This window comes from Flavobacterium sp. (assembly GCF_043779715.1).
Lineage (GTDB): Bacteria > Bacteroidota > Bacteroidia > Flavobacteriales > Flavobacteriaceae > Flavobacterium.
The window spans coordinates 1-23,116 of record NZ_JAYWDT010000042.1 but is presented as its reverse complement, the minus strand read 5'-3'; the positions used below and the strand labels follow the sequence as shown (position 1 = coordinate 23,116).

The 23,116-nt window shown below is 32.5% G+C and carries 21 protein-coding genes; 13 read left to right on the top strand and 8 right to left on the bottom strand.

The window, feature by feature from the left end; genetic code table 11:
* Together ACH2BG_RS01905 and ACH2BG_RS01900 are read right to left on the bottom strand one after the other, a co-directional pair.
* The coding region (locus tag ACH2BG_RS01905) for a LamG-like jellyroll fold domain-containing protein (protein ID WP_395046039.1) at positions 1 to 1,947 on the bottom strand (1,947 nt) is incomplete at its 3' end.
* Between the two features lie 182 nt (positions 1,948 to 2,129).
* Positions 2,130 to 4,826, bottom strand: coding sequence for a T9SS type A sorting domain-containing protein (locus ACH2BG_RS01900; RefSeq protein WP_395046038.1), 2,697 nt, complete (start codon positions 4,824 to 4,826; stop codon positions 2,130 to 2,132).
* A 181-nt stretch (positions 4,827 to 5,007) separates the two neighbouring features.
* Between ACH2BG_RS01900 and ACH2BG_RS01895 the strand changes: the two genes are divergently transcribed.
* The 3 genes from ACH2BG_RS01895 to trxB all read left to right on the top strand — a co-directional run bounded on the left by ACH2BG_RS01895 (position 5,008) and on the right by trxB (position 8,664).
* Positions 5,008 to 6,999, top strand: coding sequence for an ATP-binding protein (locus ACH2BG_RS01895; RefSeq protein WP_395046037.1), 1,992 nt, complete (start codon positions 5,008 to 5,010; stop codon positions 6,997 to 6,999).
* A complete protein-coding gene (locus tag ACH2BG_RS01890) occupies positions 6,999 to 7,619 on the top strand; it encodes a response regulator (RefSeq protein ID WP_395046036.1) in 621 nt (206 codons plus the stop codon). The genes ACH2BG_RS01895 and ACH2BG_RS01890 overlap by 1 nt, the downstream gene beginning before the upstream one ends.
* A 97-nt stretch (positions 7,620 to 7,716) precedes the next feature.
* Positions 7,717 to 8,664 (top strand): thioredoxin-disulfide reductase, encoded by a 948-nt coding sequence (gene trxB / locus ACH2BG_RS01885; RefSeq protein ID WP_395046035.1) that lies wholly within the window; start codon positions 7,717 to 7,719, stop codon positions 8,662 to 8,664.
* A 66-nt stretch (positions 8,665 to 8,730) separates the two neighbouring features.
* On the opposite strand, the gene ACH2BG_RS01880 is transcribed toward trxB, so the two are convergent.
* From ACH2BG_RS01880 to ACH2BG_RS01855, 6 genes are all read right to left on the bottom strand, one after another.
* The gene (locus ACH2BG_RS01880; protein WP_395046034.1) at positions 8,731 to 9,567 is read right to left on the bottom strand and encodes a GIN domain-containing protein; all 837 of its coding nucleotides are present in this window, start codon (positions 9,565 to 9,567) and stop codon (positions 8,731 to 8,733) included.
* Between the two features lie 74 nt (positions 9,568 to 9,641).
* On the bottom strand, positions 9,642 to 10,382 hold the full coding sequence (locus tag ACH2BG_RS01875) for a head GIN domain-containing protein (RefSeq protein WP_395046033.1): 741 nt from the start codon (positions 10,380 to 10,382) through the stop codon (positions 9,642 to 9,644).
* Positions 10,383 to 10,428: 46 nt separating this feature from the next.
* Complete coding sequence (locus ACH2BG_RS01870; RefSeq protein WP_395046032.1) at positions 10,429 to 11,505, bottom strand: M23 family metallopeptidase; 1,077 nt, start codon at positions 11,503 to 11,505, stop codon at positions 10,429 to 10,431.
* Between the two features lie 7 nt (positions 11,506 to 11,512).
* Complete coding sequence (locus ACH2BG_RS01865; protein WP_395046031.1) at positions 11,513 to 13,222, bottom strand: PspC domain-containing protein; 1,710 nt, start codon at positions 13,220 to 13,222, stop codon at positions 11,513 to 11,515.
* Positions 13,223 to 13,227: 5 nt separating this feature from the next.
* Positions 13,228 to 13,557 carry a PadR family transcriptional regulator gene (locus ACH2BG_RS01860; protein ID WP_395046030.1) on the bottom strand — a complete coding sequence of 110 codons (330 nt, stop codon included), beginning with the start codon at positions 13,555 to 13,557 and terminating at the stop codon, positions 13,228 to 13,230.
* A gap of 76 nt (positions 13,558 to 13,633) precedes the next feature.
* Positions 13,634 to 14,098, bottom strand: coding sequence for a DUF4870 domain-containing protein (locus tag ACH2BG_RS01855; protein ID WP_395046029.1), 465 nt, complete (start codon positions 14,096 to 14,098; stop codon positions 13,634 to 13,636).
* 185 nt (positions 14,099 to 14,283) lie between these two features.
* Here ACH2BG_RS01855 and ACH2BG_RS01850 point away from each other — a divergent pair, with 185 nt between their 5' ends.
* From ACH2BG_RS01850 to ACH2BG_RS01805, 10 genes are all read left to right on the top strand, one after another.
* On the top strand, positions 14,284 to 14,736 hold the full coding sequence (locus tag ACH2BG_RS01850) for a DUF4442 domain-containing protein (protein WP_395046028.1): 453 nt from the start codon (positions 14,284 to 14,286) through the stop codon (positions 14,734 to 14,736).
* 81 nt (positions 14,737 to 14,817) lie between these two features.
* Positions 14,818 to 15,726, top strand: a complete 909-nt coding sequence (locus tag ACH2BG_RS01845) for a TIGR01777 family oxidoreductase (RefSeq protein ID WP_395046027.1) — start codon at positions 14,818 to 14,820, stop codon at positions 15,724 to 15,726.
* A gap of 194 nt (positions 15,727 to 15,920) precedes the next feature.
* A complete protein-coding gene (locus tag ACH2BG_RS01840; protein WP_395046026.1) occupies positions 15,921 to 16,493 on the top strand; it encodes a nucleotide exchange factor GrpE in 573 nt (190 codons plus the stop codon).
* Positions 16,494 to 16,551: 58 nt separating this feature from the next.
* Positions 16,552 to 17,673 carry a molecular chaperone DnaJ gene (gene dnaJ / locus ACH2BG_RS01835; RefSeq protein ID WP_395046025.1) on the top strand — a complete coding sequence of 374 codons (1,122 nt, stop codon included), beginning with the start codon at positions 16,552 to 16,554 and terminating at the stop codon, positions 17,671 to 17,673.
* A gap of 161 nt (positions 17,674 to 17,834) precedes the next feature.
* On the top strand, positions 17,835 to 18,755 hold the full coding sequence (locus tag ACH2BG_RS01830) for an ABC transporter ATP-binding protein (protein ID WP_395046024.1): 921 nt from the start codon (positions 17,835 to 17,837) through the stop codon (positions 18,753 to 18,755).
* Positions 18,756 to 18,874: 119 nt separating this feature from the next.
* Positions 18,875 to 20,179, top strand: coding sequence for an ABC transporter permease (locus ACH2BG_RS01825; RefSeq protein WP_395046023.1), 1,305 nt, complete (start codon positions 18,875 to 18,877; stop codon positions 20,177 to 20,179).
* Positions 20,180 to 20,424: 245 nt separating this feature from the next.
* Positions 20,425 to 21,588: a sigma-54-dependent transcriptional regulator gene (locus ACH2BG_RS01820; protein ID WP_395046022.1), complete on the top strand. Its 1,164-nt coding sequence runs from the start codon at positions 20,425 to 20,427 to the stop codon at positions 21,586 to 21,588.
* An 84-nt stretch (positions 21,589 to 21,672) separates the two neighbouring features.
* Positions 21,673 to 22,299: a DEAD/DEAH box helicase gene (locus ACH2BG_RS01815; protein WP_395046021.1), complete on the top strand. Its 627-nt coding sequence runs from the start codon at positions 21,673 to 21,675 to the stop codon at positions 22,297 to 22,299.
* A gap of 17 nt (positions 22,300 to 22,316) precedes the next feature.
* The gene (locus tag ACH2BG_RS01810; protein ID WP_011962825.1) at positions 22,317 to 22,535 is read left to right on the top strand and encodes a putative signal transducing protein; all 219 of its coding nucleotides are present in this window, start codon (positions 22,317 to 22,319) and stop codon (positions 22,533 to 22,535) included.
* Positions 22,536 to 22,642: 107 nt separating this feature from the next.
* On the top strand, positions 22,643 to 23,116 hold a 474-nt coding region (locus ACH2BG_RS01805), incomplete at its 3' end, for a Fic family protein (protein WP_395046020.1).

The following is a 23,116-nucleotide window of genomic DNA, read 5'->3' as shown; positions in this document are numbered from 1 at the left end:
ACTTAAAAAAGTTGAGCAAGTATTTCCTGTTGTTACACCACCAGTTGCAACCCAGTTTGAAGTAGTTCCTGTAAGTGTAAATCCGTTTAATGTTCCAGTATTAGTATTTCCACTAGAATCTGTTAGTGTATTTATTGTTGCATTGTTTGCTTTATCAATTCCTTGGTTGAATTTATAATAATTAACCAATCCTGTTTGTCCTGAACCTAGTTCACAATTCATGTTGTTTTGAATTTCAGCTTGAGGTAAAGCACGGTTCCAAATACGGAATTCGTCTAAGTTACCAATTAAATAACCATCAAAGCCAACACGCTGACGCACACCAATATTGGTTACATTTACAGGAATACTTCCTGGGTTTACAAACGTAAAATTATCGGTATTTATTCCATTAATATAAAGACTTGCTGTTGTAGCAGAAGTTCTTGTAAAGGCTACCTGAGTCCAAGTGTTTAAGGGCACATATCCTGTTGTACTTGAGACTACAAGTCCAACACCGGAAGTATTTCGCAATACAATTTCAAAACCTGTTGTATTTGTCATTTTAGTTAGAGAGAACATAGGATTACTGTCTGATGTATTACCTTCGGCATAAATAGTTTGATAGGAACCTGAATTTGTTGAATATACCCAAGCTTCTAAGGTAAAATTATTAAGGTTAGAAACGGGTTGATTAGTAATAGATACTCTATCATTTACCCCATCAAAATTTAAAGCAGCCCCATTAATATTTACCTGAACTGCTATTCTTGTACTTTCGCAACCTGAAACGGTTTGAGAAACATAATACAAACCTGTTGTTAATAGTGTTGTACTAACTAAAGCGACACCTCCTGTTGAAACTGAATACCACTTCAAAGTAGTTCCTGTAGCAGTAAGATTGGTAACCGTAGCACCATTATTAAAGGTTTGTGGTGTAGTAGCTGTTGGTACTGCAGTTGTATTTATTGTTACTGTTACAGCCGTTCTTGGACTTTCACAAGTACCTATAGTTTGTGTAACATAGTAAGTACCTGTAGCCAATGTTGTTGTAGAAACCAAAGCAGTACCTCCTGTTGAAATATTATACCATTTGATAGTAGTTCCTGTAGCGGTTAAATTTGTAACTGTTGAACCCGTACAAAGAACTTGTGGGCTAGTAACTGACAAAGGAGCGGGGCTCATAGTTCCAGTGACTACGCCTCCTGATGCTAACCAGTTTGAGGTAGCTCCTGTTAATGCAAATCCGTTTAATGTTCCTGTATTAGCATTTCCACTAGAATCAGTTAGAGTAGTTATTGCAACATTGTTTCCAGATGCAACCCCTTGATTAAATTTGTAATAAGCTACCAGTCCTACTTGTCCAGATGGTAACTCTCCATTCATATTATTTTGAATTTCGCATTGTGGTAAAACTCTATTCCAAATACGAACTTCATCTAATTTACCTCCAAGTTGATTTGAGGCTGCATCATAAGAACCAAGTCGTAAAGCATTACCACCTGTAAAAGCAGGGACGCTTGTATTTGTTGAAACTAAAACTCCATTTTTATATAATTTCATCGTAGTTGTTGCTGCATCATAAGTCAAAGCAACATGATACCAAGTATTGGCTACTATAGGAGTTGGATCTTGCACTGCATTCCAAGTGCCATTGTGTCCCGCAGATAATCTGTTTCCAAAATTAGTTGAAGGATACAGAGCATGTTGCCCATCTGCACCTCCAGAAATAAGATTGTTTTGAAGCCCTAAGTTTGATACATAAAACCAAGCCTCTTTAGTATAAGTTGCTGGCATAATATTTCCGACCTGAACATAATCATTTGCACCATCAAAATCTAACGAAGCACCTGCTTGACTAAACATAGTATTGGTCAACAAAACAAAAACAAAAGTGGCTACTATTTTTGTAAATATTTTGCTTCCTATAGAAGCATGTTTTTTTGTTCTAAGTACATTTTTTCTCATAATTTATTTTTTATATTAATGTTTAAAAAAAAGGATTACCTCGGTAATCCTTTATATCAGATTACAAAGTTGGTGTAATAGAAAATGAATTCATATAGGGGGAAACCCCTGAATTTTAGTAAAAACAAAAAGGCTTCCAAAAAATATTTTGGAAGCCTTTTTTTATTAAAAACTAAATCTATTTACTGTTTTATCAACTTCATCGTTTTAGTTTGATTACTTTCGTTAGTCACTTTCATTAAATATATCCCGTTTGGATAATTGCTTAAATCTAATTTAGTCATGCCTAAATCTAAATTTTCTGTTTTGATTATTTTGCCCATGATATCGTAAATTACAATCGATCCGCGAGCATCACTGTTGATAGAAAATATATCTTTTGATGGATTAGGATATACCGATATTTTAGAATTAAAACTAAAAGTTTCACTTCCTAGAGTTCCTGAAAATTCTGATGCGCCAATATCGGGTGTAGTAGTATCTCTTGTTTCGCCAAAATAATCAAGTGTGATAGCTGGAGAAGTGATAGGTGCCCCATTATTATTGGCTTCTGTATTTGCGTTTAAAGGCAATCGTAAAAAATCTGCACTAGAACCGTCAGTGCTGATAAACGGTGTAGTGGTTTCGGTAACAGAGTTCTGGTCACGGGTTGCCATTCTTGTTTTGAAAGCCGCAAGTGTTGTATCACTAACACCACCACTAACAAAAAGGGTACTCGCATGTAACAAATTGTTGTTTGATGACGTATCATAAGTAGTAGCAAAATTAGCGCAATTTAATGCGACTGCTCTACCTGTTCCACTTACTACCGATGTATTAATTAAAATGTTATTTCTAGAAATTAACGTTCCAGACGAATTAAAAAACACCGCAGTAGAACCTGAATTTCCTGCGTTTTTTACCGTTTCGTTTAGCAAAATAGTGTTGTAATATAAACTGACACTTCCATTGATAAGAAATCCAGTTGTAGCAAATGTACCAGTTGAATTAGGTGCTCTCAAATTTGAAACTACGTTATTATAAAGCGTAGTATTTCCTGTTGAAGTTGAAATCCCCAGAGTTGACCCAAAAGTAGAATTAGCAGAAAGATCATATATTTTATTATTGAAAATAGTATTGGTCGGAGAATCAAGGCGTATGCCTCTTACAGTACTAGCTACAGTGGCATTGTTTCCAGAAATATTAAGGCTGTAAATGTTGTTGTTTCCTACAGTAACTGTACCATTTATACAATATACTCCATAAAAATTTGAACCGCCAGTACCACCAGTACTAGTACCAAAATTGAATATTTGGTTACTGTTTATTGTTTTTGTTCCTGCAGGTGCTGCATCAGAAATTCCGTAAATAGTTGACGTAAACGGAATAAAAAGATTTTTAATTATATTGGAATTTAAGTTTGTATTTGTACTATTAGAATACAGCCCATAAATAGTTCCTGTTGAACTTACTGCGGAAAATTTAAGATTATCTATTGTATTACCTGTTGCATTCCAGTTAGTCGCAGTAATTTGCATACCAAATAAATTTCCGGAAGTCCCTGTTCTATCAAAATTTCTGACATTATTGCCCGTTGTATTTACCGTGGCTATATTTGATGTATTTATAATACCATTTATATCTCCAGTTCCTGCTAAAGGAACACCTACAATCCCTTCGACTGTGTTGTAATTCATATTTAATACAGCGGGCGTAGAAGCGTCTATTATTCCATTAATAGTTCCCGAAGTACGATTTGCACTACCTAAATTTATAACGTTGTCGTTTATGTTTACTGTTCCTGTGCCATTACCTGCACTATTAAAGATGCCATACAATAAAAAGGTTCCGCTAGCGCTTTGTAGTTTAATGGCATTGTATGCAATGTTTACATTGGAATTATTACCTCCACCTCCTACAGATATTCCATACAAAGTATATTGCGTGTTTACGCCTGTACCTGTATTATTGTCTATAATATTGTTAGTAATTAAAACATTCCACTGGTTGTTTGCGGTTATGCCCGTTGCAAATGAAGCTGTATTTGCACCACCACCAAAATTTCGAATATTATTTGAGTTACCAATCACGTTATTATAGTCGCTATTAGGTGATATAATCCCATAACCAGATAAGTGTATACCATTATTACCACCATCTATTATATTTCCTGCTATTTGGTTATCAGAATTGGCTCCCGCAACACTAGTTGGTGTTAGAGGGGTTATTGCTGCAGTTGGTGTCGAATTTACCATAATAATTCCTGTTGCACCAGCGGGCATAGAGCCACTTCCTGGAGCAAAATTGACACGTTGCATTCTAATTTCATTATCATAAATGGCATTGTTGATACAACCATCGGTGGCACTAGCTTTAAACAAACCAATACCAAATTCCATAGTGGCCGGGTTGGTCGTGTTGCCATCTACAAGAAAAAAATTACCAAAAAGGATATTATTTGCTCCAACAAGTTTTACCATTCCATCTGGGCTAGGGCTGGAAGGTGTGGCCGTTCCTACATTTGCATTTATGGTAGTAGAAGAACCATTTCCTGATATGTAAATCCTGAAAGTACTTCCTGCCATAGCGGCGTTCAAAGAGGTACTACCAATGGTAAATCCTTTTATAGGAGCGGTTTCTGACCCCACACTGGCACCAATAAAAATGTTGCCAGTGACCGCTGTAATAGCATTTACGGCAGTAAGCATGTTAGTCAACGAGGTGTAGGAAGTTGCTAGATTTGGTGTTGCGTTTGTATTACCTGTTACGGTAAATGCGATTTGTGCGTTTGTTTTTGTTATGTTAAGCGCCACAAAAAAAAGCAACATTGCGATTGTTTTTGTCCAAAATTTTTCTTTTGTAAAGGAAGGAATTGGTTTTTGAAGTACATTTTGTTTCATAAAAATTGGATTTTTAAAAAATTAATTGATTTTTAGATTTTAATTATGATGTATAATCTTTAAAATTTTTTACAAAGTTGTGGCATATTTAATTCAAATCATACAGGGGGAAACCCCTGATTTTTAGTAAACACTTTTTTTTGAAGTTTAATTAAATACTTTTGTTGAAAATTAATATAAGATGTTCAAACTATTTCTACGTATACTAACCGTCGTTTCAATTCTGTTATTTTTAAGTTGTGGTGATAAAAAAGAAAATAATGTCGTTTTTATTAAAGAGTCACCCGTAAAAGAAGATGCTACCAAAGCCTATTTGCACCAAGTAGAAAATTATAAAAAGGATAAAAACTATTTGCCAGTTTTTTACAAATATTATAATTCAAATATTTCTAAAAAAGACTATTTAAAAGCTGCTGAATTATTGGATTTTGTTTGTGTTTATTTAGCTGATTCTTATGATTTTAATGATAACTTTATGGCTGTCGTTAAAGAATTTGATACGCTATATAGAAAGGAAGTACCTGCACTAAAAACCACTTTTGTAGATGCTTATTTGGCCAATTATTATTTTGATAAATCCAATTTAAAAAAAGCAGGAGAGTATTTTACAAACATCACTTTATTAGAGCCAAATGACTACAATAGTTGTTATAATATTGCCAGAGCTTATTATGATTTATCCTATATATATTATATTACTGGTAAGCAAAATCTGAGTTTAGCTGCCAATCAGAAATCTTTTGAATACTTTACTAAAATTAATAATCCCAAAGGGTTGGCTTTTGTTTATTCAAATTATTCAAATATTTACACAGCTATTGGGGATAAAAAAAGAGCTATTGACAATGCAGATAAAGCTATAAAATCCTATAAGAGTATTAACAATACGTATAATGTTTACATCGGTTTGATTAATAAAATTTCCATATATGATTTTATGAATGATTCTCGAAAAACAGAACTTATTGACTCTACTTATCAAGCGTTTATTGATAGTAAAGATGATAGTAAAATTTTGAAAATTAAATTATATGATTTTAAAATTGAAAATTTAGTACAAGCGAATAAATTACCCGAAGCTAAAAAAGTAATTGATGAATTAAAACCAATAGTCGAAGAAATTAATTCTGATGATTTAACTTTAGAGTACAAAGTTGCTTTGGCACAATATGAAATAAAAAAGAACCCAGATTATTCTAATTTTGAAGATATAAAAAAAGCATTACCAACATTAATAACTAATCAACAATACGAAAAAGTCAATATGTTTTATGGTGTTTTACAAACAAGTGCGCTTCAAAATAATGATTTTAAAAATGCCTTTACCATCGAAAAAGATAAACGAATTATTGCCGATAGCATATCAGACATTGTAACTAGAGAAAAAATAGCCGAACTAGAAACTATATACGAAACCCAAAAAAAGGAACAACAAATTACATTACAAAAAACAACTATTTTAAATAAAAACACAACAATTGCACTTTTAGCCTCACTGTTTCTGGGATTATTTCTAATAGGGGTGGTTTACATTACTAGACAAAAACAGAAAAAATTAAAACTAGAAAAACAGAACACACAACAATACACCAAACAATTATTAGAAAAAACCGAGGAAGAACGAAAAAGAATTGCTAGTGATTTGCATGATAGTGTGAGTCACGAATTACTAAGTCTAAAAAATTCGTTTGAAGAGAAAAATGATATAACTAATACTAAAATTGATTCTATAATAAATGATATCCGCATTATTAGTAGAAATCTTCACCCAATAATGTTTGACAAAATAGGGCTAAAATCTAGTATCGAACAATTAGTAGAGAGAGCTCAATCGGTAAATGATTTTATGGTAACAGCAGATATTGATTATAATAACTCCTTATCAACAAATGATGAATTGCAAGTGTATAGGATTATTCAGGAAGCATTGTCTAATATCATCAAATATGCAAATGCAGTCGCAGCAAAAATTACGGTTTCTCAGAAAAAAGAAAACCTTTTTGTAGAAATAAAAGACAACGGAAAAGGGTTTAATGTTTCAGAGACATTAAACGGAAAAAATGCTTTTGGATTACACAATATCATCGAAAGAGGCAGGGCTATTGGTGGTGAAGCAAAAATAATCTCAGATAAAAACGGAACAATTATAACGATTGAAATCAAAAAAACATAATGAAAATATTAATTGCAGACGATCATCCATTTACACTACAAGGTACAAAAAGCTTTGTAGAATCTTACGGATATAAAGTAATAGACACTTGTTCAAATGGAATTTCTGCATTAAATTTAATCACTTTGCATTTGCCAGATATTGCTATTTTAGATATTAATATGCCTGGTCTTGACGGTTTAGATGTCGCCAGAAAAGTGCAAGAAAGCAAAATTAAAACCAAAGTCATTTTACTCACGATGCACAAAGAAATGACTATTTTCAAGAAAGCAAATGAGTATGGAATTTATGGATATATTCTCAAAGAACATGCCCAAACAGAATTAGAAAATTGTTTAATTGAAGTTGCAAAAGGTAATAAGTATGTTAGTGAATTTCTAGAAGATGATTTAGTTGTAGATAATAAAAACAACAATGATGAGCTTACCAAACTAACCTTATCCGAAAGAAAAATTGTAGAACTTATTGCCCAACAAAAAACAAGTAAGCAAATTGCAGAGTTACTATTTCTTTCTGAAAAAACAGTTGAAGGACACCGAAGTAATATTATTGAAAAATTAGGTTTGCCAAAAGAAAAAAATACATTATTAATCTGGGCAATTCAGCATATAAAATTGTAAAAGTATTTTTCTATAAACAAATAAGTTTTTTCAATTTATTAAAGAGTGAATTTTTTATAATAAAGTTTACATTTGCATATTTATAAAAATATTCATTATGTCCGATACAATCGAAAAAATAAAATGCCTAATTATAGGTTCAGGCCCTGCGGGTTATACTGCAGCAATATATGCTGCTAGAGCAAATATGAACCCTGTTTTATATCAAGGAACGCAACCAGGAGGTCAACTTACAACAACAAACGAAGTAGAAAACTGGCCAGGAAATCCTGAAGGGATTACAGGTCCCGAAATGATGATTGGTTTAGAGGCTCAAGCCAAACGTTTTGGTACCGATGTTCGCGATGGTTGGGCTACAAAAGTTGACTTTTCGGGAGATATTCATAAAGTTTGGATAAATGATACCAAAGAATTACACTGCGAAACAGTTATTATCTCGACTGGAGCAACTGCAAAATATTTAGGAATCGATTCTGAACAACATTATCTAAAAACTGGTGGTGGTGTTTCGGCATGTGCAATTTGCGACGGGTTTTTCTATCGTAATCAAGAAGTTGTTATCGTTGGCGCAGGAGATTCAGCTTGTGAAGAAGCACATTATTTATCTAAAATGTGTAAAAAAGTAACCATGTTAGTTCGTAGTGAACAATTTAGAGCTTCAAAAATTATGGAAGCTCGTGTTCGCAAAACCGAAAATATTACAATCTTAATGAACCACGATACTGTTGAGGTTTTGGGAGATGGTCAAGTGGTTACGGGTGTTAAAGCAAAAAATAAAACGACTGGAGATATTTTTGATATTCCAGCTACTGGTTTCTTTGTAGCGATAGGCCATAAACCAAATACCGATATTTTTAAAGATTATATCACTCTTGACGAAACAGGTTATATTGTAAATATTCCAGGAACTGCTAAAACTAATGTTGCTGGTGTTTTTGTTTCTGGTGATGCTGCAGATCATGTTTACAGACAAGCAATTACTGCTGCTGGAACAGGTTGTATGGCTGCGTTAGATGCCGAAAGATATTTGGCTGCAAAAGAATAACGAAAAATATAATCATAAAAAAATCCCACTTCATTGAAGTGGGATTTTTTTATGTATTTGTAACAATTACTTCACTACTTTCTTATACAAAATAGCTTCGTCTCCAAACTTTTTTAGTTCTATTTTTGGTTCACCAAATATCGAAATTTCCGATTTTCCTGCAGCAGCGATAGACAAACTTCCGTTTGTGTAAACACTACATTTTGTACTACTTTCGGTGGTTAAACTAAGCATTTTTGAAGTTAATTTCTGACCATCATAAATGGCATTATTATCTAAACGAAGTTTCAATTCTGTAATTTCACCATCAACAATTGCTTCAGATTTTTGGTACATATCAAATTTTAATTTATTCGAAGAAATGTGTGCTTTTATTTCAGCGTTTTTGCTCATTTCTATAAATGCATCTTCACTTTTTAAGTTTAGTTCTACTTTAGATTTGTCGTTTGCCAATAAGGTAAAATTAGGAGCATTTGCATTAATAAGTGTCTTACTGTAATCGTAAGTTTTTATAGTAATATTCTTCAATCCTAATTCGGAAATGGCATTTAGTTTTGCTTCGTGTTTTACCGAGATTAATTTCAAACTATCAGTATAGGTTACTCTAATTTCTAATTTTTTGAAACCCGAAATGTCTTTATTTGTATTTAATCTTAAAGAATTACCATAAGTTTGATGGTTGATAGCAGTATGCAAATTTTCGTCAGTTTCTACTTCGATAGTGTTTTTATCACCTTTTACTAAAAAAACTTCAAGATTGTCTTCAATTTCAATTTCTGTAAATGCAGCAATTTCAACTTTTTCGACAGTTACTATTTTCGATCCTTTTACTTTTTCCTTTTTTTGGGCAAAAGTTATTGTAGTTAATAAGATTGTAAAGATAAGTAGGATAGTTTTTTTCATTTTCAAATTTGTTTATCACAAATATAAAAAAATCATTCACTTTTGATGAATGATTTTGATAAATTTAAATTTTTTTACTCTTTGTCTACGCTTCCACCAGAATTTTCTTCGACAGCTAAACTTTTAGGAGTTTTAGAATACGATATAGAGCTTGCGCTTGATGCGTGTGCTTTTAGTCTCAGAATTGGATTTACGATTGTTGAACTTCCGCTCGAACTTTGAGAATTTATATCGTTTGCTAATAAATTTTCGGCATTGATACTACTTCCGCTAGACGAGGCTGTTGTTAGCTCTAGTGCTTTGCCTTCAATATTTAAATCGCTTCCGCTAGAAGCTTCAAGTATAATTTTGTCGGCTTCAATATTTGCAGTTAAATTACTTGCACTACTTGATTTTACATAAATAACATTTCCTTTTATAATGTTTTTAGTAACTAAAGAAGAAGCACTTGTAGATTCTAAACTTAAAATTTCTGGTATTTGAACTTTGATTTTTTTAGAACCTACATTGATATAATTATTGTATTTTGATGATATTTTTAAAACACCATTAGTAACAGTAGTAATGATGCCATCTTGTAAATTATCATCGGCTTCAATTAGTACTTTTTGATCATTTCCTTGTGTTACTTCGCAATCTAAACCTTTACTTACTTCAATTTTTGTAAAAGGCTCTAAATTTCGTTCTTTTGTAACAATATGACCGCTTCCTGTGATTTTTTCTCCTAATTCTATGTCGTATTTGCAAGAATTAAATAATAGTGCAATGCATGCTGCAATTACTATTCGGACTAAATCAACCATTAGTTTTATCATGATTATTTGGTTTTTAGTTGTTTGTTTGTTTGTTTGTTTGTTTGTTTTATTTTGTTTGAATTATGTCACCTGTGTTTACAGTTCCTTTTTTTATTTCCTTTACTTCTGAGCCTAAAATTAGGTTAAAATTAGTAAAATAAGATGGAACTCCTTCTGCATCATGATTTATATTATTTCTAACTTCGAAATGCAAATGCGGGAAAAATGAACTTCCTGATGTTCCAATCGAGCCAATTTTCTGACCTTTTTTTATTTTATCCCCAATTTTAAAAGCTATAGAACTTTGGTTTTTTAAATGACCATACATGCTATAAACATTGTCATTGTGTTTGATGACTACATAATTTCCGTATAATGCCAACGGATTGTTTTTCAGAGCAGGAATGTCAAATTGTTTGTTGTCTTTTTGATTGGTTTCTACAGCTACAATTTCCCCATCGGCAACTGCAAGAACATCATTTCCAAATCCGAACCAATCTGTATCATTCTCACCTTTGTTTGCAAATTGCTTGTTTTCAGAATTTAAAACTACAAAATCATACGCATATCGCATAAAATTCCCAGTAAACCCTAGTTGATGAATAGGAGTAAACTCATAGTTAAATCGACGGTGATGCGAATTCAAATCATGACCATCATAAATCAATAATCTGCTTTTTAAAGGCAAATTAAAATCTTTCATTTGCTCGTAATCTTTGGGAATAACGGTGTTTTTAACTTCAATATTATTATTGAAAGTGAAAGTATATTCCAATTTACTAATGATTGAATTTACTTCTGGAAATGGATTGAACAAAATATTTTTCGATATACCATTCCACTGAATTTCTGGAATGGTATTTATACTTGGTGCGGTTCCATTGTTGTCTAAGAACTTTTGTTGAACCAGCACATTATTTTTGTCGAATGCTTGCACTTCCAAACGTGTTAACCTTAAAGTATCTTTCGAGCTGTTTTCGATAACAAAATCGAAATTCAAGTTGTATTGATTGCTGTTTTTTTCTTTTAACGGTTGTTCCGGGTAATGCACAATTTTGATGTTGTTTTGTGCATTACTATTTATACTTGCTAAAAAAACTACAGAAGCTAAAAGACTATTTTTTAAATTTAATAAAGATTTCATTTTTAAGTTAGTTGGTTTTAATTATGATTCCGTCTTTGTTTATTTTAAGCTCTTTAATTTCGTTTGAATTTGAAATCACAGTGTCATTTTTAATTTTCACACCGTCTTCATCAATAGTAACAGTTGCAGTATGCTCATCGTCTTCGTCTTCATCGTCTTCGATTGGACAATTTAAACATTCTACTTTGTCAGTTCCTACTTTGTAAGCATCTTTATCAGAATCTGGGTTCCAAGAGAAGTAATCTCCATCAGTGTCGTCATAATTTCTTAATGAACTATCTGGTTTTAGTAAAGTTCCTTTTGGTAAATACAAGTATAATGCTACTTCCTGACCGCGGTATTTGCTTTTTACATCGGCTAATAAATAATTGTCAAGAATCAATTGGTTTCCTTCAATTTTGAATCCGTAGTTTATTTTTTCGGCTCTTTGTTTTGCTTCGGTAAAAGTTTTACCATTGGCTCTTTTTTCAATTTGAATGAATGGTAACTTTTCGTCAGTTGGCATAATTTCGATACTCACATTGTTAGAATAAATCAAATTGTTATTGGCTGAATCCTGAACGAATTTGAAATCTTCACGATTGTCAATCGATTTTGTGTAATAATCATTGTATCTGAATTTCACAAAAAGTGTATCGGTTGGATTGATATTGATGATTTCTTTTTGAACTACTTTGTTTTCGAAAGCGATTTCGGTGGCTTGACGTACTCCCAAAGTGATTAATACACCAACTGCTAAAATCCAAATAGCTAATAATGTATATTTTGCTACGTTTCCGATAGATTTCATATTGGTTACCAATATTTTTAAACCTAAAATTAATAAGAAGAATAAAGGAATTCCAATTGCTAAGAAAAATAATAAGCTAATAAACCACATTGCAGTATTTGTATAGTTGAAAGTGTTGAAATATTCCAACCAAGGCACATTCATAAATGAAGTTGAACCTACGGTAAACAAACTTACTAACAAGCAAATGATAGACATTGAAGTAACTAAAACCATTAATGCACCTATAAATTTTGCAAACACACTGAATATAGAAACTAAGACATCACCTAAAGAACTCCCTATTTTTCCGGCAGCTGTTCCTACTTGTGTTCCCATTTTTCCGTAATCGGCATTTTTAAATTTTTCAGAAACATTTTCAAATTCTTCCTTTACTTTTTTCTCAATATTAGAAATATTTATAGGTTCTCCTTTCATTTCTAGTTTTTCAGATGTACTTACAGCTTCAGGAGTTACCGCCCATAGAATAATGTAAGCCAATATTCCTGTTCCGAAACCAGCAAAAACCAGCAGTACTAAAATAATTCTTATCCATACTGGATCCATACCAAAGTAATGTCCTAAACCAGATGCAACACCTCCAATAATACCTGATTCTTTGTCACGATATAGTTTTTTTGAACCAGTTGAAGCTGAAGTGTAATTCATTTTACTTGAATTGTCGTCTTCAATTTTATAGTCCTCAGGTTGTCCCATAACGGCTATAACATCGTCAATGTCTTTTAGACCAATCACTTGTTTTTCAGAAGTTAATTTTTCTGAGAAAAGTTCCGAAATTCTACTTTCGATATCGTTCATGATTTCGTCACGACCGTCGCTAGAAAGAGATCTCTTTATAGCATCAAAATAGCGATTTAATTTCTGATAGGCGTCTTCATCTATGTGAAAGAAAAAACCTCCTAAATTCATATTTACTGTTTTGTTCATGGCTATTATTTTTGGATAGTTATAATGTTTACTGCATCAGACAATTCCGTCCAAGTGCTATTTAATTCGTTTAAAAATGTTTGTCCTTCTACTGTCAGTCCGTAATATTTTCTTGGCGGTCCAGAAGTAGATTCTTCCCAGCGATAGCTAAGTAATTCGTCGTTTTTAAGCCTAGTAAGTAAAGGATATACTGTGCCTTCTACCACCAGTAGCTTTGCGTTTTTTAGGGTGTCTAAAATTTCCGAGGTGTATGCTTCTTTGTCTTTTAAGACCGATAAGATACAAAACTCGAGGACACCTTTTCGCATTTGCGCTTTTGTGTTTTCAATGTTCATAGATTTTCTTTTTTAATGATTAAACTGTTCATTTTTTGATTGATTTTTGATTTGCCTTTCGGCTGATGATTGAAACTTATTTTAGAAAATTAATAGTCAACGGGTATTTAAAATATTCTCCTTCGTTGGTTTTTATTGCACCATATATGATTAGGAAAAATTCGGCGATTTTCATAAAACAAAACAAGCCAATAGCAACTAAAGCAATGGTAACAATGCCTGTAATATTTCCAGATGATAATTTTTCGATTAGAAAATTACCATTCTCAATTTCGTCATAACTTACATTATTGAATATCGAAAACAATAAAGTAGGAATCGAAATGATTAATAAGAGAATAGAATATAACAACATACTTAGTTGAAAATTTAGTACTTGTTTCCCGTTATGATTTATAAATTCCGACGAATCTTTTTTGCTTCCCCATAATACAATAGGTAAAACATAGTTTCCGAAAGGAATAAAATATTTTGTTAAAGCACTCAGATGAATAAATGAGGCGTAATTTTTTTCTTTGTTTGATGTTAGAACTGCTTCCATAATTTTGATTTTTTTTGATGATAAAACAAATAGTACTTTCTTTTAGCTATTAATTTCTTATGCAAAGATACGGTTAAAAAAAGCTATTATGTATTACAAAGTACTAAATATTAACATTTATTTAACATTTGAAAATATTATGCGTACATAATATTTTTTTGTACATTAGCGAAAAATATAGCGTTATGGAGTTTTCAGCATCAAATTTAAATAAGTTTTTATTTTTCAAATTACCATCAGCTTTTTGGTCTGGCGTTAGAGCAAAGGGTATTACAGAAACACAATGTGTCGTGACTGTCAAGCATCGTTGGGTAAATCAAAATCCATTCAAATCAATGTATTTTGCGGTACAAGCCATGGCTGCTGAACTAACAACAGGAGCAATGGTTATGCTACATATTCAGAAAAGTAAGCGAAACATATCTATGTTAGTAGCAAATAACAAAGGGAATTTTACAAAGAAAGCCACAGGAAGAATCACTTTTACTTGCAACGACGGACATCTTATCGAAGAGGCGGTAAAGAAAACTATCGAAACTGGAGAAGGTCAAACTTTCTGGATGAAATCGATCGGAACCAACGAAAAAGGAGAACAAGTTTCTGAAATGGATTTTGAATGGAGTATTCGACTGAAATAAGATAATTCAAACAATAGTTAAATTCTATACAATTAATAAATACTTAAGACAATCATTTATTAATTTTAAATAAAAATTATAATGAAAGTCCTTATTACAGGTGCAACTGGTCTTGTAGGAACAGCAATTACTGAATTGCTGTTGCAAAATGGTATGAAAATTAATTATCTCACAACCAACAAAAATAAAATCGAACACCAACCCAATTATAATGGGTTTTATTGGAGTCCAGAGTCTGGAGTTATCGACGAAAATTGTCTAATAGGTGTAAAAACAATTATACATCTAGCAGGAGCAAGTATTGCAAAACGATGGACATCTAAATACAAACAGGAAATAATTGAAAGTAGGGTACTATCGGCAAACTTGTTATTTAATGCTCTAAAAAATAATCCGCATCAAGTAAAACAAGTCATATCGGCATCAGCTATAGGAATTTATCCAGATAGTTTAAAAAATTATTATTTTGAGGATTTTACAAAATTTAATGACTCGTTTTTATCTAATGTAGTTGTAAAATGGGAAGAATCCGTCAATCAAATCGAAAGATTAAATATAAATGTTTGCAAACTTCGCATCGGTTTAGTGCTTTCTACAAAAGGAGGAGCGCTTCCAGAAATATTAAAACCAATAAATTTGGGAATTGGTTCTGCGTTTGGGTCAGGAAAGCAAATGCAGTCTTGGATACACATTCATGATCTAGCCAATATGTTTCTATTTGTCTTGCAAAATAATCTTCATGGTATCTATAATGCAGTAACACCTTCTCCAGTTACTAATTACGAATTGAACCATGCCGCAGCAAAAATTTTAGAAAAACCTTTTTTTATGCCCAATATCCCTCGATTTTTTATGAAATTAATTTTGGGAGAAATGCATACTTTACTTTTCGAAAGCCAAAATGTAAATGCACAAAAAATAAAAACTGCTGGTTTCGAATTCCAGTACAAATCAATACAATCGGCTCTAAAGCAACTTCTAGAAAAATAAAAAGCACCTGCCGCAGCAAATGCTTTTTAGTATGGTGAATTAATAATTGTATATAAAGAGCTATTGTGTAATTTCTATTTATTATTTTCAAATTTAAACAATTAATCTCGTTTTTATCTTAAAATTGTATTAAAGTTTTTAATGACAATTTGACATTGTTTCATAATTGGCAGTAATTTTGCAATGGGTAAAGAATGTTTCAAAATATATTTAAAAATAAATCAAAGATGACTACCGAGAATACTGAAATTGATAAAGAATTAGATGAAATAACATTAGAAGAAAATGCTAATGGTGAGCAATTAATCATAGAAGAATTAAGTGTTGAAGAACAATTAACTAAAGATTTAGCGCACGAAAAAGATAAGTTTTTACGTCTTTTTGCTGAATTCGAAAATTACAAAAGACGTACTACAAAAGAAAGAATAGAATTGTTTAAAACTGCCAATCAAGAAGTTTTGCAAGCCATGTTGCCAGTTATGGACGATTTTGACAGAGCAACTGTTGAAATTTCTAAATCGGAAGACGAAAATTTAATAAAAGGAGTAGAGCTTATACACACAAAACTAAAAGACACTTTGTTTTCTAAAGGGTTAGAGGTTATGGAGGTAAGAACTGGAGATGCTTTTAATGCTGATTTTGCTGAAGCAATTACACAAATTCCAGCTGGTGATAAGCTAAAAGGAAAAGTAGTTGATGTAATTGAAAAAGGTTACAAATTAGGCGATAAAATCATCCGTTTTCCTAAAGTAGTTATTGGAAACTAAATATTAAGATTTTTTGAATTAAATCCTAATTCTAAAATCCTTAATCCATAATTTAAAAATGAAAAAAGATTTTTACGAAATATTAGGTGTTACGAAAAGTGCATCTGAAGCCGAAATAAAAAAAGCTTATCGCAAAAAAGCAATCGAATTTCACCCTGATAAAAATCCTGGTGATGCTGCTGCCGAAGAAAAATTTAAGGAAGCAGCCGAAGCTTATGAAGTGTTAAGTGATGCTCAGAAAAAAGCACAATACGACCGTTTCGGACACCAAGCCTTTGAAGGCGGTAACGGCGGTGGAGGCGGCGGTTTTCACGGTGGCGGAATGAACATGGACGATATCTTCAGCCAGTTTGGAGATATTTTCGGTGGTGGTGGTTTCGGCGGATTTGGTGGCGGAGGCGGAGGTCAACGTCGTACTAAAGGAAGTAATTTGAGAATAAAAGTCAAATTAACGCTAGAAGAAATTGCCAACGGGGTCGAGAAAAAAGTTAAAGTTAAACGCAAAATTCAGGCGCAAGGAGTTTCATACAAAACTTGTTCTACTTGTAATGGTCAAGGTCAAGTAATGCGAGTAACCAATACTATTTTGGGACGTATGCAATCGGCTTCAACTTGTCCAACTTGTGGAGGTTCTGGTCAAATTATCGAAAAAAAACCAGCCAATGCCGATGCGCAAGGAATGATTCTTGAAGACGAAACAGTTTCTATAAAAATCCCTGCAGGCGTTGTAGATGGAATGCAACTAAAAGTTTCTAACAAAGGAAACGATGCGCCAGGAAACGGAATTCCAGGTGATCTTATTGTAGCTATCGAAGAAATAGAACACGAATTCTTAAAACGTGAAGGCGAAAATTTACATTACGATTTGTATATTAGTTTTGCCGAAGCGGTTCTAGGAATATCCAAAGATATTGAAGCTGTAAATGGAAAAGTTCGTATCAAACTAGAGGAAGGAATACAATCAGGAAAAATTCTCCGACTAAAAGGAAAAGGAATTCCAAGTATCAATAGTTACGGAAATGGAGATTTACTAGTTCATGTAAATGTTTGGACGCCAAAAACGTTAAACAAAGAACAAAAACATTTTTTTGAAAGTAATATTTCAAATGAAAATTTTATTCCAAGTCCAGAAAAATCAGAAAAATCATTCTTTGAGAAAGTAAAAGATATGTTTTCATAATTTATAGAACGGGTTTTATATCCGTTTTATTTTTTTTCCCATCTTAGTGCAAATTAAGGTGGGTTTTTTGTAACAAATCACTACATTTTTCTACTAATTCTTTACATTTACACATGCTAGGTCAAAAAGACTGAACAGACGAAATAAATCAACTTTATACAATGAGTAATATTCTTGAAGTTAAAAATGTAGTCAAACAATACGGCGATTATACTGCCTTAAATAGTGTTTCATTACAAGTTCCTAAAGGTAGTATTTATGGGCTTTTGGGTCCTAACGGTGCTGGAAAAACCTCTTTAATTCGTATCATCAATCAAATTACAATGCCAGATAGTGGTGAAATAATTCTAGATGGAGAAAAATTAGCACCGCATCACGTTCAACATATAGGTTATATGCCAGAAGAACGTGGTTTGTATAAAACCATGAAAGTTGGCGAACAATGTTTGTATCTCGCACAGCTAAAAGGATTGTCTAAAGCAGAAGCACAAAAACAACTCAAATATTGGTTCGAAAAATTTGAAATTGAAGGTTGGTGGAACAAAAAAATACAAGAATTATCCAAAGGAATGGCGCAAAAAGTACAGTTTGTAGTTACGGTTTTGCATCAACCTAAATTATTAATTTTTGACGAACCATTTTCTGGTTTCGATCCTGTTAATGCCAATTTAATAAAAGACGAAATCTTAGAATTAAAGAAAAAAGGATCTACTATTATTTTCTCGACGCATCGAATGGAAAGTGTCGAAGAATTGTGCGATGATATTGCTTTAATACACAAATCGAATAAATTGATTGAAGGAAAACTGGAAGATGTAAAACGTCAGTACAGAAAAAATACTTTCCAAGTAGGAATCATGACAAACAATGTAGAAGGTTTAATGTATGATTTAACCCAAAAATTTACAGTAGGTCAAACGGATTTTAAATCTCTAAATGATGATTTAAAATTAGAAATAGATTTGGGAACAGCAACATCAAACGAATTGTTAAGTATTTTGACAAGTAGAGGTCAAGTAACACATTTTGCAGAAAACATTCCGAGCGTAAACGATATATTTATTCAAACTGTAAGTAAATAGACTTGCTTAGATAGTTAGATTTTCAGACGACTTAGATGATAAAAAGTCTAAAAACCTGAGAAGTCTAACAATCCAAGTAGTCTAGTAATCTAAGAGGTCTAACAATCTAATAATCTAAAATGTCTGTATTATCATTGATCATAAAAAGAGAATTTATTGCAAAAGTTCGTAATAAATCATTTATTATAATGACTTTTCTAAGTCCATTACTAATCGTAGGATTGTCATTTTTCGTAGGCTATCTCGCTAGTATGAATAAAGATGAAGTTACAAAAATCGCTATTCACGATGAATCGGGAATCTTAAAATCCGATTTCAAAAATACCAAAGAAACTGTTTATATTGATTTGTCTGGAATGCCATTACAATTAGCAAAAGACACCGCAAGCAAAAATTATGAAGGTCTTATTTTTATTCCTAAAGCAGCCAATATTCAAGATTTAGCAACTAAAGTCCAATATATTTCAGATGATAGTCCAAGTATGGAATTCATCATGGAAATGGAAGACGTTATCGACACCAAACTAACTAGAAATAATCTGACAACAATAGGTTTCGATTATGATAAAATAGAAAAAGCAAAAGTAGATTCCAATATACATTTAATTAAATTTTCTGGAGAAGATACCATAAAAGGTATCAACGAAATGAAGATTATGATAGGTGGTGCTTTCGGATACTTAATCATGATGTTCATTATTATTTACGGAAATTTCGTCATGCGAAGTGTTATCGAAGAAAAAACATCTCGAATTATCGAAATAATTATATCATCGGTAAAACCATATCAGTTAATGATGGGTAAAATAATAGGGAATTCATTAGCGGGGATTCTACAATTTGCCATTTGGGCAATCGTAGGAGCTGTTTTGTTGTTTGGAGTTTCGGCATTCTTTGGTATACAAACAGGCGCACAAGCCAGCGTTGATCCTGCTATGATGAATGCAGTACAGCATGAACTGGGAACTACAATGCAAAGTTATCTTAAAGAGTTTTTCAACTTACCATTAGGAACATTAATTACTTGTTTCGTAATCTATTTCATAGGTGGTTATTTTCTATATAGCTCATTTTATGCAGCTATTGGAGCGGCTGTCGATTCCGAAACTGATTCTCAACAATTTTTAGTACCAATTATAATGCCATTAATGTTAGGCGTTTACATCGGATTTTTTACTGTAGTCAATGATCCTCACGGAACAGTAGCAACAGTCTTTTCAATGATTCCGCTCACATCGCCTATCGTTATGCTTATGCGAATTCCGTTTGGTGTGCCATGGTGGCAATTAGCACTATCCATCACCATATTATTCGCAACATTCCTAGGCGTAGTCTGGTTTGCTTCAAAAATTTATAGAGTAGGAATTCTAATGTATGGCAAAAAACCAACATGGAAAGAACTATACAAATGGCTTAAATATTAAAATAGGTTATTCGGTTATTTGTTGATTTGGAAAGAGGAGGAGCGAACCATTAGGGCATTTTCAGCAAGCCATATTCCTGCTGTCGTTACAATCTTGTCTCGTTAAAAAAACGAGACAAGGATTTCTACTTCCATCAGGGCTAAAGATAATTTTTTTCGTACTTTTGCCGACTAAACGGTTAATCACTCGAGCGTCAGCGAACAGACGAAGTAAATAACCGAATCCACAAATAACCGAACAACGAGATGTCAAAAATCCTTATCATCGAAGACGAACCAGCAATCCGACGTGTATTAACCAAAATACTTTCTGAAGAAAGCGATACTTATATTGTTGATGAAGCCGAAGACGGCTTACAAGGTTTGGAAAAAATAAAAAACGAAGACTACGATTTGGTTCTTTGCGATATCAAAATGCCAAAAATGGACGGTGTCGAAGTATTAGAAGCTGCAAAAAAAATCAAACCCGAAATACAAATGGTCATGATTTCCGGTCACGGAGATCTAGAAACTGCTGTAAATACAATGCGTTTAGGTGCTTTCGATTATATTTCGAAACCACCAGATTTAAACCGTTTGTTAAATACTGTTCGTAACGCTTTAGACAAAACGAAACTAGTTGTAGAAAACAAAATTCTAAAGAAAAAAGTTTCTAAGAACTACGAAATGATAGGAGAGAGCCAACCCATCAATCATATCAAAGAGATGATTGAAAAGGTAGCGCTAACCGAAGCTAGAGTTTTAATCACTGGACCAAACGGAACAGGAAAAGAACTCGTAGCACATCAATTACACGAAAAAAGCGAAAGAGCTAATTTTCCAATAATCGAGGTGAACTGTGCTGCGATTCCATCAGAATTAATAGAAAGTGAATTGTTCGGACACGTAAAAGGAGCATTTACATCGGCAGTAAAAGACCGAGCAGGAAAATTCGAAGCCGCCGATGGTGGTACCATTTTTCTAGACGAAATTGGAGACATGAGTCTTTCGGCACAAGCCAAAGTATTACGTGCTTTACAAGAAAGCTTAATACAAAGAGTAGGAGCGGACAAAGACATAAAAGTAAATGTTCGTGTCGTAGCTGCAACCAATAAAGATTTGAAAGTAGAAATTGCCGAAGGTCGTTTTCGTGAAGATTTATACCATCGTTTGGCAGTAATTTTGATAAAAGTTCCCGCTTTAAATGATCGTCGTGATGATATTCCTTTATTAATAGAACATTTCAATGATAAGATAGCCTCAGAACAAGGAAATGTATCAAAAACATTCTCTAAACAAGCTGTAAAATTATTGCAAGAATATGACTGGACGGGAAATATTCGTGAATTAAGAAATGTAGTAGAACGCTTAATTATTTTAGGTGGAAACGAAATTTCTGAAGACGATGTAAAACTTTTTGCTAGTAAATAATCAATTAAAAGATTTAAAAATTTAAAAATTGAAGGATTCGGAATCTTTTAATTTTTAAATTTTTAAATCTTTGAATCATAAAAAATGAAACTAAAAAAAATAAACGAAAATCTGCAACAAGCACTTATCGAAAACGGTTTAACCGAAGCCAATGAGTTGCAACAAGAAACATTTAGTACCATAAAAAGTGGTGCCGATGCGGTTGTAGTAGCACCAAAAGGTTCTGGAAAATCGACAACAATAATTATTAATGTGATTCAGCGAATGGAAAAATCTATTGGCGAAAGTACAAGAGCATTAGTCATTGTCGAAAACAAAGAACGCGTTGTGGAAATGGAAGAAATGTTCTTGAAATATGCTAAATATCATGATTTAAGCATTTTAGGAGTGCATGACAAAGGCGATATCGATTATGATAAAAACATTATTTCATTAGGATTAGATGTGCTTATTGGAACTCCAAATAGGATAAATGCCATGTTTGCTTCGGCAGGATTTAACATTAGTACAGTAAAAATGTTTGTGGTCGATGATGCTGATATTCTTTTCAGAAACCGCATGGACGCTGTCATTCACCGTTTGTCAAATAGTATCGATAAAACACAAAGACTTTTCTTTACCACCGATTTAACCGAAAGAGTAGAATCTCTGGCAGATAAAATAATGATCGAACCTTTGTTTTTCGAAATGGACGAAGAAGATGAAAATTAATTTAAAGTAAATATAATATGGGATTAATGAAAATATTTTCGGGAAGCGAAATTTTAGCACAAGCATTACAAGCAAAAATAGAAGCAGTTGGTGTAAACACAATTGTGAAAAATAACATACAATCAGCTAAATTAGCAGGTTTTGGTACTGCTGACCAAGCAGTAGAAGTTTTTATTCAAGAAATCGATTTTGGAAAAGCAAATCCAGTAATTGAAGAATTTAGAATGAGTATTTAAATATAAAAAAAGTCAAAAGTAATTATTTTGACTTTTTTTATGTTTAATTTTTAATATCGTATAACACATTTTTTTATTATATCCGATTTTAGTATATTTGTGACGTTATGTGGAATATAAATAGAACATACTTGCAAGAATTTGAGTCAACTTTCGAAAGATTGTATGACAAACAAGCGATGCTTTCTAAAAACAGACCTTTGTCAAACAGTGCTTTAAGTAAAATTAAAGAAGCGCTTTCTGTCGAATGGACATATAATTCGAATAGTATCGAAGGGAATACGCTCAGTTTACAAGAAACTCAAATGGTTCTCCAAGATGGTATCACTATAAGAGGAAAGTCACTTCGAGAGCATTTTGAGGCTAAGAATCACGAAAAAGCTATCAATTATTTGTATTCTATTATCAATGAAGATTACAATTTGCGAAGCATAGATATTTTGTCTTTGCATGGTTATGTTTTAAGAACTATTGAAGATGATTTTGCAGGTCGAATTAGAAATGGAGGTGTTCGTATTTCAGGTGCAAATTTTATTCCACCCAATGCAAATAAGGTTTCGGATTTGTTAGATGAATTGGTC

Excerpts from the sequence above, each read along its gene's own strand:
- ACH2BG_RS01865 (WP_395046031.1), bottom strand. The coding sequence starts at position 13,222 with ATGAACAAAACAGTAAATATGAATTTAGGAGGTTTTTTCTTTCACATA.
- ACH2BG_RS01895 (WP_395046037.1), top strand. The coding sequence starts at position 5,008 with ATGTTCAAACTATTTCTACGTATACTAACCGTCGTTTCAATTCTGTTA.
- ACH2BG_RS01825 (WP_395046023.1), top strand. The coding sequence starts at position 18,875 with ATGTCTGTATTATCATTGATCATAAAAAGAGAATTTATTGCAAAAGTT.
- trxB (WP_395046035.1), top strand. The coding sequence starts at position 7,717 with ATGTCCGATACAATCGAAAAAATAAAATGCCTAATTATAGGTTCAGGC.
- ACH2BG_RS01820 (WP_395046022.1), top strand. The coding sequence starts at position 20,425 with ATGTCAAAAATCCTTATCATCGAAGACGAACCAGCAATCCGACGTGTA.
- ACH2BG_RS01850 (WP_395046028.1), top strand. The coding sequence starts at position 14,284 with ATGGAGTTTTCAGCATCAAATTTAAATAAGTTTTTATTTTTCAAATTA.
- ACH2BG_RS01880 (WP_395046034.1), bottom strand. The coding sequence starts at position 9,567 with ATGAAAAAAACTATCCTACTTATCTTTACAATCTTATTAACTACAATA.
- ACH2BG_RS01840 (WP_395046026.1), top strand. The coding sequence starts at position 15,921 with ATGTTTCAAAATATATTTAAAAATAAATCAAAGATGACTACCGAGAAT.
- ACH2BG_RS01845 (WP_395046027.1), top strand. The coding sequence starts at position 14,818 with ATGAAAGTCCTTATTACAGGTGCAACTGGTCTTGTAGGAACAGCAATT.
- ACH2BG_RS01900 (WP_395046038.1), bottom strand. The coding sequence starts at position 4,826 with ATGAAACAAAATGTACTTCAAAAACCAATTCCTTCCTTTACAAAAGAA.
- ACH2BG_RS01815 (WP_395046021.1), top strand. The coding sequence starts at position 21,673 with ATGAAACTAAAAAAAATAAACGAAAATCTGCAACAAGCACTTATCGAA.
- ACH2BG_RS01810 (WP_011962825.1), top strand. The coding sequence starts at position 22,317 with ATGGGATTAATGAAAATATTTTCGGGAAGCGAAATTTTAGCACAAGCA.
- ACH2BG_RS01875 (WP_395046033.1), bottom strand. The coding sequence starts at position 10,382 with ATGATAAAACTAATGGTTGATTTAGTCCGAATAGTAATTGCAGCATGC.
- ACH2BG_RS01870 (WP_395046032.1), bottom strand. The coding sequence starts at position 11,505 with ATGAAATCTTTATTAAATTTAAAAAATAGTCTTTTAGCTTCTGTAGTT.
- ACH2BG_RS01855 (WP_395046029.1), bottom strand. The coding sequence starts at position 14,098 with ATGGAAGCAGTTCTAACATCAAACAAAGAAAAAAATTACGCCTCATTT.
- ACH2BG_RS01830 (WP_395046024.1), top strand. The coding sequence starts at position 17,835 with ATGAGTAATATTCTTGAAGTTAAAAATGTAGTCAAACAATACGGCGAT.
- ACH2BG_RS01890 (WP_395046036.1), top strand. The coding sequence starts at position 6,999 with ATGAAAATATTAATTGCAGACGATCATCCATTTACACTACAAGGTACA.
- dnaJ (WP_395046025.1), top strand. The coding sequence starts at position 16,552 with ATGAAAAAAGATTTTTACGAAATATTAGGTGTTACGAAAAGTGCATCT.
- ACH2BG_RS01860 (WP_395046030.1), bottom strand. The coding sequence starts at position 13,557 with ATGAACATTGAAAACACAAAAGCGCAAATGCGAAAAGGTGTCCTCGAG.